This window comes from Rhodobacter sp. TJ_12, from assembly GCF_020023995.1.
In the GTDB taxonomy this organism is placed as follows: domain Bacteria; phylum Pseudomonadota; class Alphaproteobacteria; order Rhodobacterales; family Rhodobacteraceae; genus Rhodobacter.
Window position 1 is genome coordinate 1 of record NZ_NRRD01000005.1, and the last position, 12,943, is coordinate 12,943.

15 protein-coding genes and 1 tRNA gene are annotated in these 12,943 nt (G+C 62.4%); 12 read left to right on the plus strand and 4 right to left on the minus strand.

Going from position 1 to position 12,943, the window contains the following annotated elements:
• Nucleotides 1-209 precede the first annotated feature (209 nt).
• The 3 genes from CKO11_RS05935 to CKO11_RS05945 all read left to right on the plus strand — a co-directional run bounded on the left by CKO11_RS05935 (nucleotide 210) and on the right by CKO11_RS05945 (nucleotide 3,987).
• Nucleotides 210-752, plus strand: a complete 543-nt coding sequence (locus CKO11_RS05935) for a MotE family protein (RefSeq protein WP_223634295.1) — start codon at nucleotides 210-212, stop codon at nucleotides 750-752.
• Nucleotides 753-814: 62 nt separating this feature from the next.
• Nucleotides 815-1,684, plus strand: a complete 870-nt coding sequence (gene motA / locus CKO11_RS05940; RefSeq protein WP_223634297.1) for a flagellar motor stator protein MotA — start codon at nucleotides 815-817, stop codon at nucleotides 1,682-1,684.
• Entirely contained in the window at nucleotides 1,681-3,987 is a 2,307-nt protein-coding gene (locus tag CKO11_RS05945; protein ID WP_223634299.1) for a hypothetical protein, read from the plus strand. The genes motA and CKO11_RS05945 overlap by 4 nt, the downstream gene beginning before the upstream one ends.
• A gap of 55 nt (nucleotides 3,988-4,042) precedes the next feature.
• Here CKO11_RS05945 and CKO11_RS05950 read toward each other — a convergent pair whose 3' ends face one another.
• Complete coding sequence (locus CKO11_RS05950; RefSeq protein WP_411741992.1) at nucleotides 4,043-5,365, minus strand: FliI/YscN family ATPase; 1,323 nt, start codon at nucleotides 5,363-5,365, stop codon at nucleotides 4,043-4,045.
• A gap of 144 nt (nucleotides 5,366-5,509) precedes the next feature.
• On the opposite strand from CKO11_RS05950, the gene CKO11_RS05955 reads away from it, so the two are divergent.
• Genes CKO11_RS05955 through CKO11_RS05995 form a run of 9 tightly spaced genes read left to right on the plus strand, consistent with a single transcriptional unit; the run spans nucleotide 5,510 to nucleotide 10,079 of the window.
• The gene (locus CKO11_RS05955) at nucleotides 5,510-5,857 is read left to right on the plus strand and encodes a FlgB family protein (protein WP_263298408.1); all 348 of its coding nucleotides are present in this window, start codon (nucleotides 5,510-5,512) and stop codon (nucleotides 5,855-5,857) included.
• Nucleotides 5,858-5,862: 5 nt separating this feature from the next.
• Complete coding sequence (gene flgC, locus CKO11_RS05960) at nucleotides 5,863-6,255, plus strand: flagellar basal body rod protein FlgC (protein ID WP_223634306.1); 393 nt, start codon at nucleotides 5,863-5,865, stop codon at nucleotides 6,253-6,255.
• A gap of 19 nt (nucleotides 6,256-6,274) precedes the next feature.
• Entirely contained in the window at nucleotides 6,275-6,568 is a 294-nt protein-coding gene (gene fliE / locus CKO11_RS05965) for a flagellar hook-basal body complex protein FliE (protein ID WP_223634309.1), read from the plus strand.
• Between the two features lies 1 nt (nucleotide 6,569).
• On the plus strand, nucleotides 6,570-6,836 hold the full coding sequence (locus CKO11_RS05970) for a flagellar biosynthetic protein FliQ (RefSeq protein WP_223634312.1): 267 nt from the start codon (nucleotides 6,570-6,572) through the stop codon (nucleotides 6,834-6,836).
• Between the two features lie 3 nt (nucleotides 6,837-6,839).
• Entirely contained in the window at nucleotides 6,840-7,553 is a 714-nt protein-coding gene (locus tag CKO11_RS05975; RefSeq protein ID WP_223634315.1) for a flagellar hook-basal body complex protein, read from the plus strand.
• A gap of 12 nt (nucleotides 7,554-7,565) precedes the next feature.
• Entirely contained in the window at nucleotides 7,566-8,351 is a 786-nt protein-coding gene (flgG, locus tag CKO11_RS05980) for a flagellar basal-body rod protein FlgG (RefSeq protein WP_223634318.1), read from the plus strand.
• Complete coding sequence (gene flgA / locus CKO11_RS05985; RefSeq protein WP_223634321.1) at nucleotides 8,351-8,776, plus strand: flagellar basal body P-ring formation chaperone FlgA; 426 nt, start codon at nucleotides 8,351-8,353, stop codon at nucleotides 8,774-8,776. Before flgG ends, flgA begins: the two co-directional genes overlap by 1 nt.
• Nucleotides 8,777-8,789: 13 nt before the next feature.
• Nucleotides 8,790-9,515, plus strand: coding sequence for a flagellar basal body L-ring protein FlgH (gene flgH, locus CKO11_RS05990; protein WP_223634323.1), 726 nt, complete (start codon nucleotides 8,790-8,792; stop codon nucleotides 9,513-9,515).
• Between the two features lie 12 nt (nucleotides 9,516-9,527).
• Entirely contained in the window at nucleotides 9,528-10,079 is a 552-nt protein-coding gene (locus CKO11_RS05995) for a flagellar basal body-associated FliL family protein (RefSeq protein ID WP_223634326.1), read from the plus strand.
• 67 nt (nucleotides 10,080-10,146) lie between these two features.
• Here the strand turns inward: CKO11_RS05995 and CKO11_RS06000 are convergent.
• The 3 genes from CKO11_RS06000 to CKO11_RS06010 form a co-directional block, all read right to left on the minus strand.
• Nucleotides 10,147-10,222 (minus strand) — tRNA-Thr (locus CKO11_RS06000).
• A gap of 43 nt (nucleotides 10,223-10,265) precedes the next feature.
• On the minus strand, nucleotides 10,266-11,705 hold the full coding sequence (locus tag CKO11_RS06005; RefSeq protein ID WP_223634333.1) for a heme biosynthesis protein HemY: 1,440 nt from the start codon (nucleotides 11,703-11,705) through the stop codon (nucleotides 10,266-10,268).
• Nucleotides 11,706-11,714: 9 nt separating this feature from the next.
• On the minus strand, nucleotides 11,715-12,941 hold the full coding sequence (locus tag CKO11_RS06010; RefSeq protein WP_223634337.1) for a COG4223 family protein: 1,227 nt from the start codon (nucleotides 12,939-12,941) through the stop codon (nucleotides 11,715-11,717).
• Between the last annotated feature and the right edge of the window lie 2 nt (nucleotides 12,942-12,943).

The following is a 12,943-nucleotide window of genomic DNA, read 5'->3' on the forward strand; positions in this document are numbered from 1 at the left end:
GCCCCCAAACCCGCCGCCGCCGCCCCCGCGCCGGAGCCTGTGGTGGAGCAACACCGCCGCCAGCAACGTGTGCTGCGCCGCCGGGTGCGGACGTCGGATCTGGAGGCTGCGGAATGAAACCCGCCAAGGCTGGACCGGCTGCAAAAACGAAAAAAGCCCCTGCAAAACCGCCCGCCAAAAAGGCGCGCAGGCGGTTTGGTCGGGGGAGCTTGCTGCTGATCGCCACGCTGTTCGCCGCTTCGGGGGCGATTCGGTTTGGCTCCGGCATTGCGCAGGCCTTTGCCACCGATACCGGCGCGCAAGATGCGCAACCCGTGCAAACCGCCGAGGAATGCATTTCCGAGCCGGGCGTGATGCTGATGCTGAAAGAAGTGCAAGCGCGCGAAAAGAAACTGCGCGAAGGCGAACAATTGCTGTCCGATCGGTCCCAGGCCATCGCGCTGGCGGAAAAGCGAATCGAGGATCGGCTTGCCCTGTTGGTCGAGGCGGAACGGAACCTGTCGCAAACGGTCACCATGGCCGATCAAGCCGCCGATGAAGACGTGGCCCGGCTGGTGACGGTTTATGAAAACATGAAACCGAAGGAAGCCGCGCCGCTCTTTGCGGCCATGGCACCCGATTTCGCGGCAGGTTTCCTTGCGCGGATGCGCCCCGATGCTTCGGCCGCGGTGATGGCCGCGCTGGAACCGCAGGTGGCCTATTCGATCTCGGTGATCATGGCCGGGCGCAATGCGGGCGCGCCGCAAGAATAACCTTGCAGAGCATTTGTTAAGCCAAGTCTGGCACAGTCGCTCCGGATGAATGGAGAACGGACATGATCGGCATTATCGGGATCGTCGTCATCTTTGGCATGGTCTTCGGCGGCTACGTGGCGGCCGGGGGCAAGATGGGGATTATCCTGAAATCTCTGCCCTTTGAGATGATCATGATCGGCGGCGCCGCCGTGGGAGCATTCTTGCTTTCCAATGATGGCGCGTCGGCCAAACACACGCTCAAAGACATCGGCAAAGTGTTCAAGGGCCCGAAATGGAAGCCAGCGGATTACCGTGATCTTCTCTGCCTTCTGTTCGAACTGATTCGACTGGCGCGACAAAACCCGGTGGCGATCGAAGAGCATATCGAAGATGCCGAAAATTCGTCGATCTTCGGGAAATATCCGAAAATCGTGCATGACCACGAAGCGGTCGAGCTGATCTGCGACACGATGCGGTCCGCCTCGATGAACTATGACGATCCCCATCAGGTCGAAGAGGTGCTCGAAAAGCAGCTTGAGGCGAATTACCACCACGCCATGCACTCCAGCCACGCCATGCAATCCGTGGCCGACGCCATGCCCGCGCTGGGGATCGTGGCCGCCGTGTTGGGCGTGATCAAAACCATGGGCTCAATCGACCAGCCGCCCGAGATTCTGGGCAAGATGATCGGCGGCGCGCTTGTCGGCACCTTCTTGGGTGTGTTTTTGGCCTATGGCTTCATTGGTCCCTTCGCGACCCGCATCAAGGCCGTGGTCGATGAAGACGCCCATTTCTACAAGCTGATCCGCGAGGTGCTGGTGGCCAACCTGCACAACCACGCGACCAATATCTGTATCGAAGTCGGCCGTCAGAACACGCCGCATCACATCCGGCCCAGTTTCTCGGAACTCGAAGAGGCGCTCAAGGCGGTGAAATCGGAGGCGGCATGAGGTTTTTTGCCCTCCTTCTGGCCGGGTTTGTTTTGCTGGCAAGCCCGGCGGCTGCGCAACAGATCGACGTGCGGTCGGGCGAGCATGCGGATTTCTCGCGGCTCGTGTTCATGTTTCCACCCGGCACCGAATGGAGCACCGAGCGGGTCGACGGCGGCTACAAGCTGACCACCCAGACCCAGACACGCTACAATCTGACAAATGTCTTTCGGTTGATTCCCAGAACCCGGATTCAGTCGGTGTCCGCCGATCTTGATGCGCGCTCGGTCTTTATCGAGACCGGGCCAGAGGTGCATCTTGAAGCGTTTCAATTGCCGATTGGCGCCGTGGTGATCGATATTGCCGATGGCGCGGATGAAACGAAAATCGCAGCGTCTGCGTCCCCATCTTTGCCGACGGTCAATGCGCCGCGCCATTCCTATCGGCCCGAACCGAAGCTTGGCTATCTTGACCTTTACTGGTCCGACAAGCCGACGCAATTGCGCCCCGAGGCGCAGCCCGCGCCAACCGACAAGCCCGACCATACCACTCCGCCCGGCGACGAGGTGGCCAATCTTGATTTCCCCGATGACCGTATCAGCGGCGCCGAAATCGCGCTGATCGATGAATTGAGCCGCGCGGCAACGCAGGGGTTGATCACCATGCAAATGCCGCCCCGCCCCCCGGCCACTGCGCCTAGGGGCACAGCCGCAACCGAAGCCGACACCTTGCAAGAATCTCAAGACGCGCCGAAAATAGCAAAGGCGCACCATCCGGACAGCCCCGAGGCGCATCTGGCGCTGCAGGCAGAAACCGTGATCGATCGCGACGTGGCAGAGCATTTACTGCAAGGCAGATTGGCAAATTCGGGCCATAGCTGCCCGCGCGATTCTGCCTATGACCTGCAAGCTTGGCTGAACGACAAAACGCCGACGCAACAGATTGCCGATGCGCGCCGCGATCTGGTGGAAGAATTCGACCGACCGCATTTGCGTGGGATCGAACACCTGGCACAAGTCTATATCGCACTTGGTTTCGGCACCGAGGCGAAGGCGCTTTTCCGCTCTTTCGAGGTCGAAGACGAGGTCGATCCGATTCTGCCGATCATGGCCGATATCGTCGATGGCAACGCCCCGACGCCCTACCCGGCTTTCGCGGCACTGACATCTTGTGACAGCAAAGTGGCGCTTTGGGCGCTGCTGGCCCAGCCCGAGCCGCCGCTGCGTGAAACCGTTAATTTCGGCGCGGTTCTGCGGGCCTATTCCGCGCTGCCGCCCGATATTCGCAGTATCGTTGGCCCCGATCTCAGCGCACGGCTGATCGAGCTGGGCGCGACCGATGTGGCGCAAACCGTGCGCTCCATGCTGGCGCGCGCGCCCGGTGACCATAACGATTCGCTCGATTACATCGATGCGCAAATCGACCTGTCGGAAGGCCGCGATACCGAAGCGACAGAGCGGCTCGACAAGGTCGCCGAGCAAAATTCGGATGCAGCGGCAGAGGCGCTGGCGCTTTCGATCGAAACAAAATTGTCCCGGGGCGAAGCGATTCCCGCCCATGAGGTGGAAAACGCTGGCGCACTGGCGCGGCAATTGCGCGGCACCGAGATCGGCGACAAACTGATCCGCGTGGAAATCCTTGGCAATGCCTCGACCGGGCAGTTCGATCCGGCTTTCGAACAGTTGGAACGGTGGAGCGCGCCGGTAGACCCGAGCCTGCGGCGCGACACGCAAAATGACCTTTTGGCGGTGCTGGCCAAGGTGCCCGACGCGGAAATGTTCATCGAAACCTTTTTCCGCTATCGGCCGGAATGGGGCCCCGAAGAACTGACCGCAGACGTACAAATTGCACTGGCCGACCGGCTTTCGGAAAGCGGCTTTTCGATTTCGGCACGGGCGGTGCTGTCCCCCCGGACCCGGCGCAGCGAGGCCGGACGATTCGCCTTGGCGCGCGCGGCTTTGGCCGGCAATGACGCAGCCGCGGCTTATTCGCACCTGACCGGATTGACCGGCGAAGAAGCGGCGCTTTTGCGGGGCCGCGCGCTGACCCTTTTGGGCCAGCACCAAAATGCCGAAACGGCCTATGCCGAAGCGGGCGCAACCGAGGCCCAGACCGAGGCTGCCTGGCGTGCCGGCAATTGGGACCGTGTCACAGATTCGGGAACGGAAACGCAAAAGCGCTTTGTCGAAATTTTCGGCGAAACCGCCCCGTCTGACACGGGTGCGGCCATCCCCGCCGGGCCGTTGGCCGCCGCGCAGCAATTGATCGCGCAAAGCGCCGCCGAACGCGAAGCCTTCGAAAAACTGATGGAAGATTTGAAATAGGGGCGGTGCTTGCGCCCGCCCCGTTCAACCGTCTTCTTTTCTGCTTGATGCGGGCTCAGCCCGCCGGGGCCAACGCCTTGGCCAAACGCGCGAAGCTTGCCGAAGTATGATCGGGCGCATCTTGCGCGATGAACCCATCCAACGCGGGCCAAACCCGGATCGCCGCATCGATCATCGGATCGCTGCCAGCGGTATATAGCCCCGCCTGAATCATCATCTCGGCCCGGTCGTAAGCGCCAAGCAGTTTGCGCGCTTTGCCGATCAGCGCATTCTCGGGCGGGGTCGCCGCATCGGGCAAAGACCGCGAGACCGAGCGCAACAGATCAATGGCCGGGAAGCGCCCTCGCTCCGCGATGGCACGATCCAAAACAACGTGGCCATCCAGCGTGCCGCGCAGAATGTCGGCCACCGGCTCTTCCATATCAGAGCCCGCCACCAGTACCGAAAAGACAGCGGTGATATCACCCGTGCCTTCAGGCCCCGGGCCAGAGCGTTCTGCAAGCGACATGATCTGATGCGCGGTCGAAGGCGGATAGCCGCGCAGGCTGGCCGGTTCGCCCCCCGCCAAGGCCACTTCGCGATGCGCCTCGGCAAAGCGGGTGACGCTATCGGCCAAGAACAGCACATGCTTGCCCTGATCACGGAAATGTTCCGCCACGGTCATCGCCGCCCAACCGCAACGGCGGCGCACCAGCGGCGACTGATCCGAGGTGGCGGCCACGATCACCGCGCGCGCCATACCCTCGGGCCCCATGGTCTTTTCTACGAATTCGCGCAGCTCGCGCCCGCGTTCGCCAATCAGCGCAATCACCACGACATCGGCTTCAACCCCCTTGGCGAATTTCGCCAAAAGCGACGATTTGCCCACGCCAGATCCCGCAAAAAGGCCGATCCGCTGCCCACGCACCAAAGGCAAAAGCGTGTTGAACACATCCAATCCGGTTTCGACCCGGTCCCCAAGGCGGCCGCGTGTGGCGGCGGCGGGCGGGGCGGCGCGAACGTTGCGATCTTCGGGGCCGCGCAACAACGGGCGACCATCAAGCGGGCGGCCAAACGGATCGACGATCCGCCCGACCCAGGAATTATCGGGCGCGATGCCCGCTTGCCCCAGCACCTCAACCCGGTCGCCAATCGCGACGCCTTCGACGGCCCCATCGGCCAGAAGCGTCACCGCCCCTCGGCGTAAGGCGATCACCTCGGCATCGAATCGCGCGCCAGAGCGCGCATGGATCTGTGCGCGGTCGCCCAAGGTCGCGCGCGCGGTCAGCCCGCTGACCTCAATCGTGCCTTGGCCAACCTCAAAAACACGGCCGACCGGATGCACCGCGCCCACTTCGGCGATTTCCGCCTGCAACATTTCCAATCCACCCAGTGCCATTCTGGCCTCCATGGTTACCGAGCTCGTATCAAGCCCGTCCTCTCGAAACTGTTTTTAAACGAATCTCCCTTAATCCTTGGTTGATAGCTCGGAGGAGAAACCCCGATGTTCGGTAAACTCACAGTTTTTCAGATGGCGCAGTCCATGGCCCAAACGGCCGCCCTGAGCCAAAGTGCGATTGCGACCAATATCGCCAATGCCGATACCCCCGGGTATCAGGCACGCGAGGTCGCCTCTTTCGCCGAAACCTATCGAAGCGATAGCGGCGCGAACATGCGCGCGACCCGTGCAGGCCACCTTGGCGGCGAAGGCCGATATCACGTCGAAGTGCGTGAAAGCCGCGACACCAATGGCGCATCCCCCGATGGCAACAGCGTATCCATCGAAGACGAAATGGTTGCTGCGGTGCGCGCGAAAAGTCAGCACGACCGCGCCATTGCGATCTACAAATCCTCGCTGGGCATCTTGCGTGCCAGCCTTGGCCGGAGCTGAGGCAGATGGCGGATTTCAGCAATACCCTTTCGGTTTCCGCTTCTGGCCTGAAGGCGCAATCCATGCGCCTGCGCTATGTTTCGGAAAACATCGCGAACGTCGACACCCCCGGCTACCACCGCAAGGTGACCAGCTTTGAGGAAGTGGTGTCGCAAGACAACGGTGCCGCCGAGGTGCAACTCGGCCCCGTGCAACTCGACCCGAAGGAACTGGCCCGAATCTATGATCCGGGCAACCCGATGGCCGATGAAAACGGCTACTACGACGGCTCGAATGTCGATCTGGTAGTCGAGATCGCAGACGCGCGCGAAGCGCAACGCAGTTACGAGGCGAACCTCAAAATGTTCGAACAGACCCGGCAAATGTCGTCGGCGCTGATGGATCTGCTGCGTCGTTGAAACCTGAAGGAGGTCCAGAATGGACATCAAATCTTCTGTTGCGACCCAAGGCTATACCTTGGCCCGCTCCGCCGCCGCGCCGCAGGCCGGCAGCGGCAATTCCCAACAAAGCACGCTTGGCAGCCTTGCCACGAGCTTTATGGAAACCATGCAAGAAAGCGAGCAAACGGCAAAGGCCGCCATGCTTGGCAGCGCCGATCCGCATGCACTTGTGCAGGCGCTCGCACAGACCGAACTGGCGGTGGAAACAGCCGTGACGGTGCGCAACAAGGTCGTCGAGGCCTATCAGGAAATCCTGCGGATGCCGGTGTAAGATGGAAGACGTCGTCTTCTTTGACACGATGCGCGAAGGGCTTTGGATCGCCGTTATGATCTCGGCGCCGATGCTGATCGTCGCGCTCATCGCCGGGGTCGCCATCGGCCTGTTTCAGGCGCTGACCTCGGTGCAGGAAATGACGCTGACCTTCGTGCCAAAGGTCGGCGCCATGCTGGTCGTGTTCTGGGTCTCGATGTCTTTCATGTCGAAGTCGCTGGTCGAGTTCTACACCGCCCGGATCATCCCCCTCATCATCGGAAGCTGAGCCATGGATAATTCGATCTACGCGGCCCTGTCGCGCCAGTCGGGCCTGATGCGCGAAATGCAGGTGGTGGCCAATAACATGGCCAACATCACCACCACCGGCTTTCGCCGTGAAGGGGTCGTCTTTGCCGAATATGTCGATTCGCTCGATGGGCAGGAACCCTCGCTGTCGATGGCCTATGCGCATGGGCGGCTGGTCGATTTCGAACAAGGTCCGCTGGCCGAAACCGGCGGCGCGCTGGATTTCGCGATCCAAGGCGAAGGCTTCTTCATGGTCGAAACGCCCGAGGGCAACCAGCTCACCCGTGCTGGCAGCTTTCTGCGTTCGCCCGCAGGGGAACTGGTGACGCCGGAAGGTTTTCGCGTGCTCGACAATGGTGGCACACCGATTTTCCTGCCCGCCGATCAGGGCCGGGTTGCGATGGCCGAAGACGGCACGCTGTCGGTTGGCGGGGCGCCGCTGGCACAGATCGGCCTCTACCTGCCCGAAAATTCCACCACGATCAGCTTGCAGGCGGGCACCCGCTTTGCCGTGCCCGATGGCACTTTGCCCGCCGAAAACGCCCGCGTGATGCAGGGCTTCGTGGAACAGTCGAACGTTGATCCGATCAAGGAAATCTCGCGCATGATCGAGGTGCAGCGCGCCTACGAGATGGGCCAGAAATTCCTCGACCGCGAAGACGAACGGATCCGCAGCGTCATCTCGACGCTCAAGTAATAGGAGAGAGCCATGCGTGCCCTGCAGATCGCCGCCACCGGGATGAGCGCCCAGCAAACGCGGGTCGAGGTCATCTCGAACAACCTCGCCAACATGTCCACCACCGGCTACAACGCCCGGCGCGCGGAATTTGCCGATCTGATGTATCAGCAAGCCACTCGCCCCGGCACGGTCACCGCCAATGATGGCACAATCATCCCCGCCGGGGTGCAGCTTGGCCTTGGCGTGCGGCCCACGGCGGTCAGCGTAAACCTGTCGCAAGGCTCGCTGACCTCGACCGGGGGCGATCTGGATCTGGCGATCGATGGCTATGGCTATCTTGAAGTCACGATGCCTTCTGGCATCTCGGCTTATACCCGCGATGGCGGGCTGAAACGCTCTGCCGATGGGCAGGTCGTCACCTCGGATGGCTATCCGCTGGTTCCTAACATCACCATTCCCGATGACGCCCGCACGATTGCGATCAGTGCCGATGGCGAGGTTTACGCCTATTTCGCCGATCAGGTGCAACCGCAGCTTCTGGGCCAGATCACCTTGGCCGGTTTCACCAATGAAAAAGGGCTCGAAGCGATTGGCTCGAACCTGTTCTTGGAAACCGAGGCCTCGGGCCCGCCCGCCGTTTCGACCCCCGGGCTCGATGGGCTGGGCACGGTGCGGCAAGGCTACCTTGAGGAAAGCTCGGTCGATGCGGTGCGCGAGATCACCGAACTGATCAAGGCCCAGCGCGGCTATGAAATGAATGCCAAGGTGATTACCGCCGCCGATGAAATGCTCGCGGCCACCACGCAGGTGCGCTGATGAAACCCTTCGCGCTTGCCATCTGCGCCCTTCTGGCGGGCGCCACGCTTGCCGAGGCAGGCTCGGTTGTTTCGGTGCGCACCTTGCGCGCACAAAGCGTACTGAGCCCCGACGATCTGGCATTGATCGAGGAAGAAGTGCCCGGCGCGCTTGAAAACGTCGATCAGGCAATCGGGCTGGAAACCCGCGTCACGATCTATCCGGGCCGCCCGATTCGCGCGGGCGATCTTGCCCCGCCCGCCTTGGTGGAGCGCAATCAGATGATCCCGATTGCCTATCAACGCGGCGGGCTCAGCATTCAGACCGAAGGCCGGGCGCTGGATCGCGGCGCCATCGGCGAGGCGATCCGTGTGATGAACATGGCCTCAAAAACCACCGTCTTTGCCACCATCGGCGCCGATGGCGTCGCCTATGTCCAACACTGATGAGAGCCCCCAAATGCGTCCTGTCCTGATTGCCCTTCTCGCCCTTTCGCTTGCGAATTGCGGGCGCCTCGAACAGGTCGGCAAGGCCCCTGAATTCAACCCGGTCGAGAATAGCAATGAATTCTTCGCCATGACCTCGACCCCGATGCCCACCGAAATCGCTGCGCGCCCCCGCGCGCAAGAGGCCTCGCTCTGGTCGGGCAGCCGTCGCTCATTGCTGGGCGACCGGCGTGCCGCGGCACGGGGTGACATCCTGACCGTGGTGATCGAAATTGATGACAAGGCCGAGATTTCGAACTCCACAGGGCGTTCGCGCTCTAGCTCCGACACGATGGGCATGCCCTCAATGTTCGGCATTCCGCAGCGGCTGAATGCCGAACTGCCCGAAGGCGCAAGCATGGCCGATGCTTATGAAACCGGCTCCAATTCCTCCTATCAGGGCGATGGCTCGGTGGCGCGCAATGAAAAGCTGACCTTGCGGGTCGCGGCCACGGTGCTGGACCGGCTGCCCAATGGGGTGATGCGCATTCAGGGCGTGCAGGAAGTGCGCGTCAATTTCGAAGTGCGCGAATTGATCGTGACCGGCTTCGTGCGGCCCGAGGATGTGAGCCGCCAAAACGAAATCACCTATGATAAGATTGCAGGCGCCCGCATTTCCTATGGCGGTCGGGGCCAGATCACCGATGTGCAACAGCCCCGCTATGGCCAGCAGGTCGCCGATATCCTTCTGCCATTCTAAGGACGCTTTTCCATGTTGATGAAGATCCTTCCCATCCTTCTTGCCCTGATCGGCCTGGCCGGCGGGGGGGCTGCGGGCTATTTCCTGCGCCCACCGCCGCCGCCGCCCGAAGAAACCGCCGGGGCGCATGGCGAAGACGGGGCCGCAGCCGATGCGGGCCATGCCGCCCCCGCTGACACGCAGGCCGCCGCCGATCACGGCGCTGACGGGCATGGCGAAGACGGCGCGGAAGAGGCGCCGACCACCGAATTCGTCAAGCTCAACAACCAATTTGTCGTGCCGGTGATAGAAGAGGGGCAGGTCACCTCGCTTGTCGTTTTGTCGCTTAGCCTTGAGGTGACGCTGGGCAGCACCGAAAAGGTCTATGCCGCCGAGCCGAAGATCCGCGATCTGCTGCTTCAGGTCCTGTTCGACCACGCCAATGCGGGCGGCTTCAAAGGCGCTTTCACCAATACCGCGACCATGGCCGATCTGCGCCGCACCATGCTGGAAGCGGTGCGGCAAGTGCTGGGCAGCGCGGCGCTGTCGGTGCTTGTCTCCGACATCGTGCGTCAAGACAGCTAAACCACATCACGGGCGCCCAAATTGAAAACGGCTGGAACCACAAAGGATTCCAGCCGTTTTTGGTATCTGGTGCCGGTGAAGGGACTCGAACCCCCGACCCCATCATTACGAATGACGTGCTCTACCAGCTGAGCTACACCGGCGTGATGGCGGGCAACTAGCACGCCATCGCAGGGATGTGTAGCCCTATTTTTCACCCATCGGTGCGGCATTATCAGGCGTGATGTCGAACGCATCGGCCTTGGCTTTGCCAGCCCCGACGATCAAAGGCAGCATTTCCGCGCCATTGGGCAGCGGCACCCCGCCCGAGGTCGGCTCGCGCCAGCTCAGCGTGTCGAAACCGCCGCAATTGTCGCAGACCGGGCCCCATTCGGCTTGGATGTTCTGGCACTTGTCGCAGCACCATTGCTTACCACGCGGCGCGGTGACCGCACGGGCCAGCCAGCCGCGCACGACATCTTCGCTTTCGCCCTCGCCCCGCTCGATCGCGGCCATCAAGGTCAGCGTGCGGGTGGTCGGGTTGGTTTCGGCCAGATTGCCCAGCGCCCGGCGCGCCGCCGGGAAATCTTCGGCGGCAATGCTCAACTCGGCGCGCAGAAGCTTGGTTTCCTCGTGATCGGGGCGCAGCGACAACAGCTTTTCAAACCGCGCCAGACGCTCTGCCGCGGATTCCGAGGGCTCCAGCGACGCGAAGACACCCGCCAGATCGGGATGCGGTTGCGCTTCCCACGCCTTGAGCAGCACCCGCGTCGCCGCCTTGGTATTGCCCTGATCGGCATAGGCCTTGGCCGCCATCGCCGCCGCCGGGATCAGATCGGGCGAGGATTTATTGGCCGCAATCGCCGCCTCGCGGGCCTCGATCGAGGAATTCTGATCCAGCACCACCTTGGCTTCTTGCAACGCCAGAACCGCATCGCGGCGCTTGTGCACGTCTTTCGGGATCTCGCCCTGACGCATCTTCGCCAGCAACACATCACGCGCGCCTTTCCAGTCGCCCGATTCTGTTTGCAGCTTGAACAGCGTGTTTTGCACTTCGGGGTGTTTCGGATTCAGAGCAAACGCCTTTTGCGCCAGTTTCAGCGCGGTATCGGTGTCGCCATCGCCCAGCTTTTGCGACAACAGGCCGCGAATCCCCACAAAGCGGGTGCGCGGATCATTGAGCATGCGGCGGTAAACCTGTTCCGAGCGCCGCGTGTCACCATTCATCTCGGCCGCCTGCGCGGTCAAAAGATTGGTCAGATCGGGACGACGCAGATAGCGTTCGGCCTTCGCCGCGCGCGACATTGCCAGCCGCGATTCGCCCGAGGCAATCGCCAGCATCCCTTCGGCCAAAGCCTGATAGCCCTTACGTTCGCGGTTGCGGTCGAAATAGCGGCTGATCGCCGTTTCATCACCGGTCACAAAACGCAAAAAGGCCACGATGAAGCTGACGATCTTGAACACGACCCACAGCACCACGACGATAATCGTGATCAAGATGGCGGCTTGCAGCGCGCCAAGGTTGAATTCCTGCCCCAACGCGACGATGCGGATCGCCTCGCCCGAGTCAGACAGCATCGCCGCGCCAAAGGTGAGCCCGGCCACAGCGGCCAGGAACAGCGCGATTTTCACCAAAGACCAGAGCATCGCATCACCTCACTGAACGGATTGGGCCAGAGTGGAAAGCGCGGCCTCGGCCGCCGTGCGGCGCGCGACCATGTCTTTCCAAGATTGCATTTGCGCCTGCGCCGCCTCGGGCAGCGCGGCAAGTTCGGCCACTGCCGTTTCGAATTGTGCGGCATCCACCGCCGCTTGCGCACGCGACAAGATCGCATCGGGCGAATTGCCCTCGCGCGCCGTCAACGAACGCGCCCCGGTTTGCGCCAGCAAGAAGGTGCCCAGCTTATCGGTCAGGCTGTCACCCGAATCGGTCGTGCGCGCGACCGCCAAGGCCTTGCGCGCGGCATCGGGGAACGCGTCTTGCAACGCACCAACCGTCGGCACCTCGGCCTTAAGCGCCTCGGGGGCATCAAGCCCTGCGGCTTCGACCTCGGCCACCGGACCAACCAGCGACGCGCCGGCATCGAAAGCCGCCGCCACACGCGCGACCGCGGCTTGACGCACCGCGCGTTGGGTCGCAGCCTCGGTTTCGGCGCGCATCTTCGCCGCCTGAGCCTCGGCCTCGGCAATGCGCGCCTTCGCCTCGGCGGTCGCGGCATCCAACTGCTGTTGCGTCGCATACATGGGCGACTTCTTCATTTCTTCTTTCATTGCGGCGAGCTCTTCCTTGAGCCCGGCCACCTCATCAGCGGCAGCCGCCGCCGCGCCGCTTTCCAGCGCATCGACCTTTGCGGTCATCTCGGCCAGCGCTGCTTTAAGCGCTGTCACCTCATCGGCACCCGCGGTGGGTTCAGCGGTCGCTGCCTCAAGCGCGGCGATTTTGGCGGCCTGCGCATCAAGTGCCGCTTGCAATTCGGACGCGCCCCCACCGGCGGGCAGAATTTTGTCGCGCAGATCGGCAGGCATATTGGGCAACGCAAAGACCGTGGCCCCGGCCCCGATCGCCGCCGCCAGCACACCACCGACCAGAACCGACAAACCGCGGCGCGGCGGCGGTGCCGCCGCAGCAGGCGCAGGTGCCGGTTTTTCTTCCACTTTTTCATCATCCGGCATCGGCGCAGGCGATTCGGCCTCCGCTTCCGCCTCGGTGCGTGATTCGGTCACGGGGTCGGAGCCGTCGACAACCTCCGCATCTTCGATGCCATCGTGATCCGCCGCCTCAAGCGCCTCGCCTGCCGGATCCGTTTCTTTCTCTGGCATATCAAGGTCTTGTGCGGAGGTGGCTGCGTTGGGTTCAGTCTCGTCCGATTCCGGTTTCGCCATGG

Coding starts and splice junctions, on each gene's coding strand:
- motA (WP_223634297.1), top strand. CDS start 815: ATGATCGGCATTATCGGGATCGTCGTCATCTTTGGCATGGTCTTCGGC.
- CKO11_RS05975 (WP_223634315.1), top strand. CDS start 6,840: ATGGATAATTCGATCTACGCGGCCCTGTCGCGCCAGTCGGGCCTGATG.
- CKO11_RS05945 (WP_223634299.1), top strand. CDS start 1,681: ATGAGGTTTTTTGCCCTCCTTCTGGCCGGGTTTGTTTTGCTGGCAAGC.
- CKO11_RS05995 (WP_223634326.1), top strand. CDS start 9,528: ATGTTGATGAAGATCCTTCCCATCCTTCTTGCCCTGATCGGCCTGGCC.
- flgG (WP_223634318.1), top strand. CDS start 7,566: ATGCGTGCCCTGCAGATCGCCGCCACCGGGATGAGCGCCCAGCAAACG.
- flgC (WP_223634306.1), top strand. CDS start 5,863: ATGGCGGATTTCAGCAATACCCTTTCGGTTTCCGCTTCTGGCCTGAAG.
- CKO11_RS05955 (WP_263298408.1), top strand. CDS start 5,510: ATGGCCCAAACGGCCGCCCTGAGCCAAAGTGCGATTGCGACCAATATC.
- CKO11_RS05970 (WP_223634312.1), top strand. CDS start 6,570: ATGGAAGACGTCGTCTTCTTTGACACGATGCGCGAAGGGCTTTGGATC.
- CKO11_RS06005 (WP_223634333.1), bottom strand. CDS start 11,705: ATGCTCTGGTCTTTGGTGAAAATCGCGCTGTTCCTGGCCGCTGTGGCC.
- fliE (WP_223634309.1), top strand. CDS start 6,275: ATGGACATCAAATCTTCTGTTGCGACCCAAGGCTATACCTTGGCCCGC.
- flgA (WP_223634321.1), top strand. CDS start 8,351: ATGAAACCCTTCGCGCTTGCCATCTGCGCCCTTCTGGCGGGCGCCACG.
- CKO11_RS06010 (WP_223634337.1), bottom strand. CDS start 12,941: ATGGCGAAACCGGAATCGGACGAGACTGAACCCAACGCAGCCACCTCC.
- CKO11_RS05950 (WP_411741992.1), bottom strand. CDS start 5,365: ATGGCACTGGGTGGATTGGAAATGTTGCAGGCGGAAATCGCCGAAGTG.
- flgH (WP_223634323.1), top strand. CDS start 8,790: ATGCGTCCTGTCCTGATTGCCCTTCTCGCCCTTTCGCTTGCGAATTGC.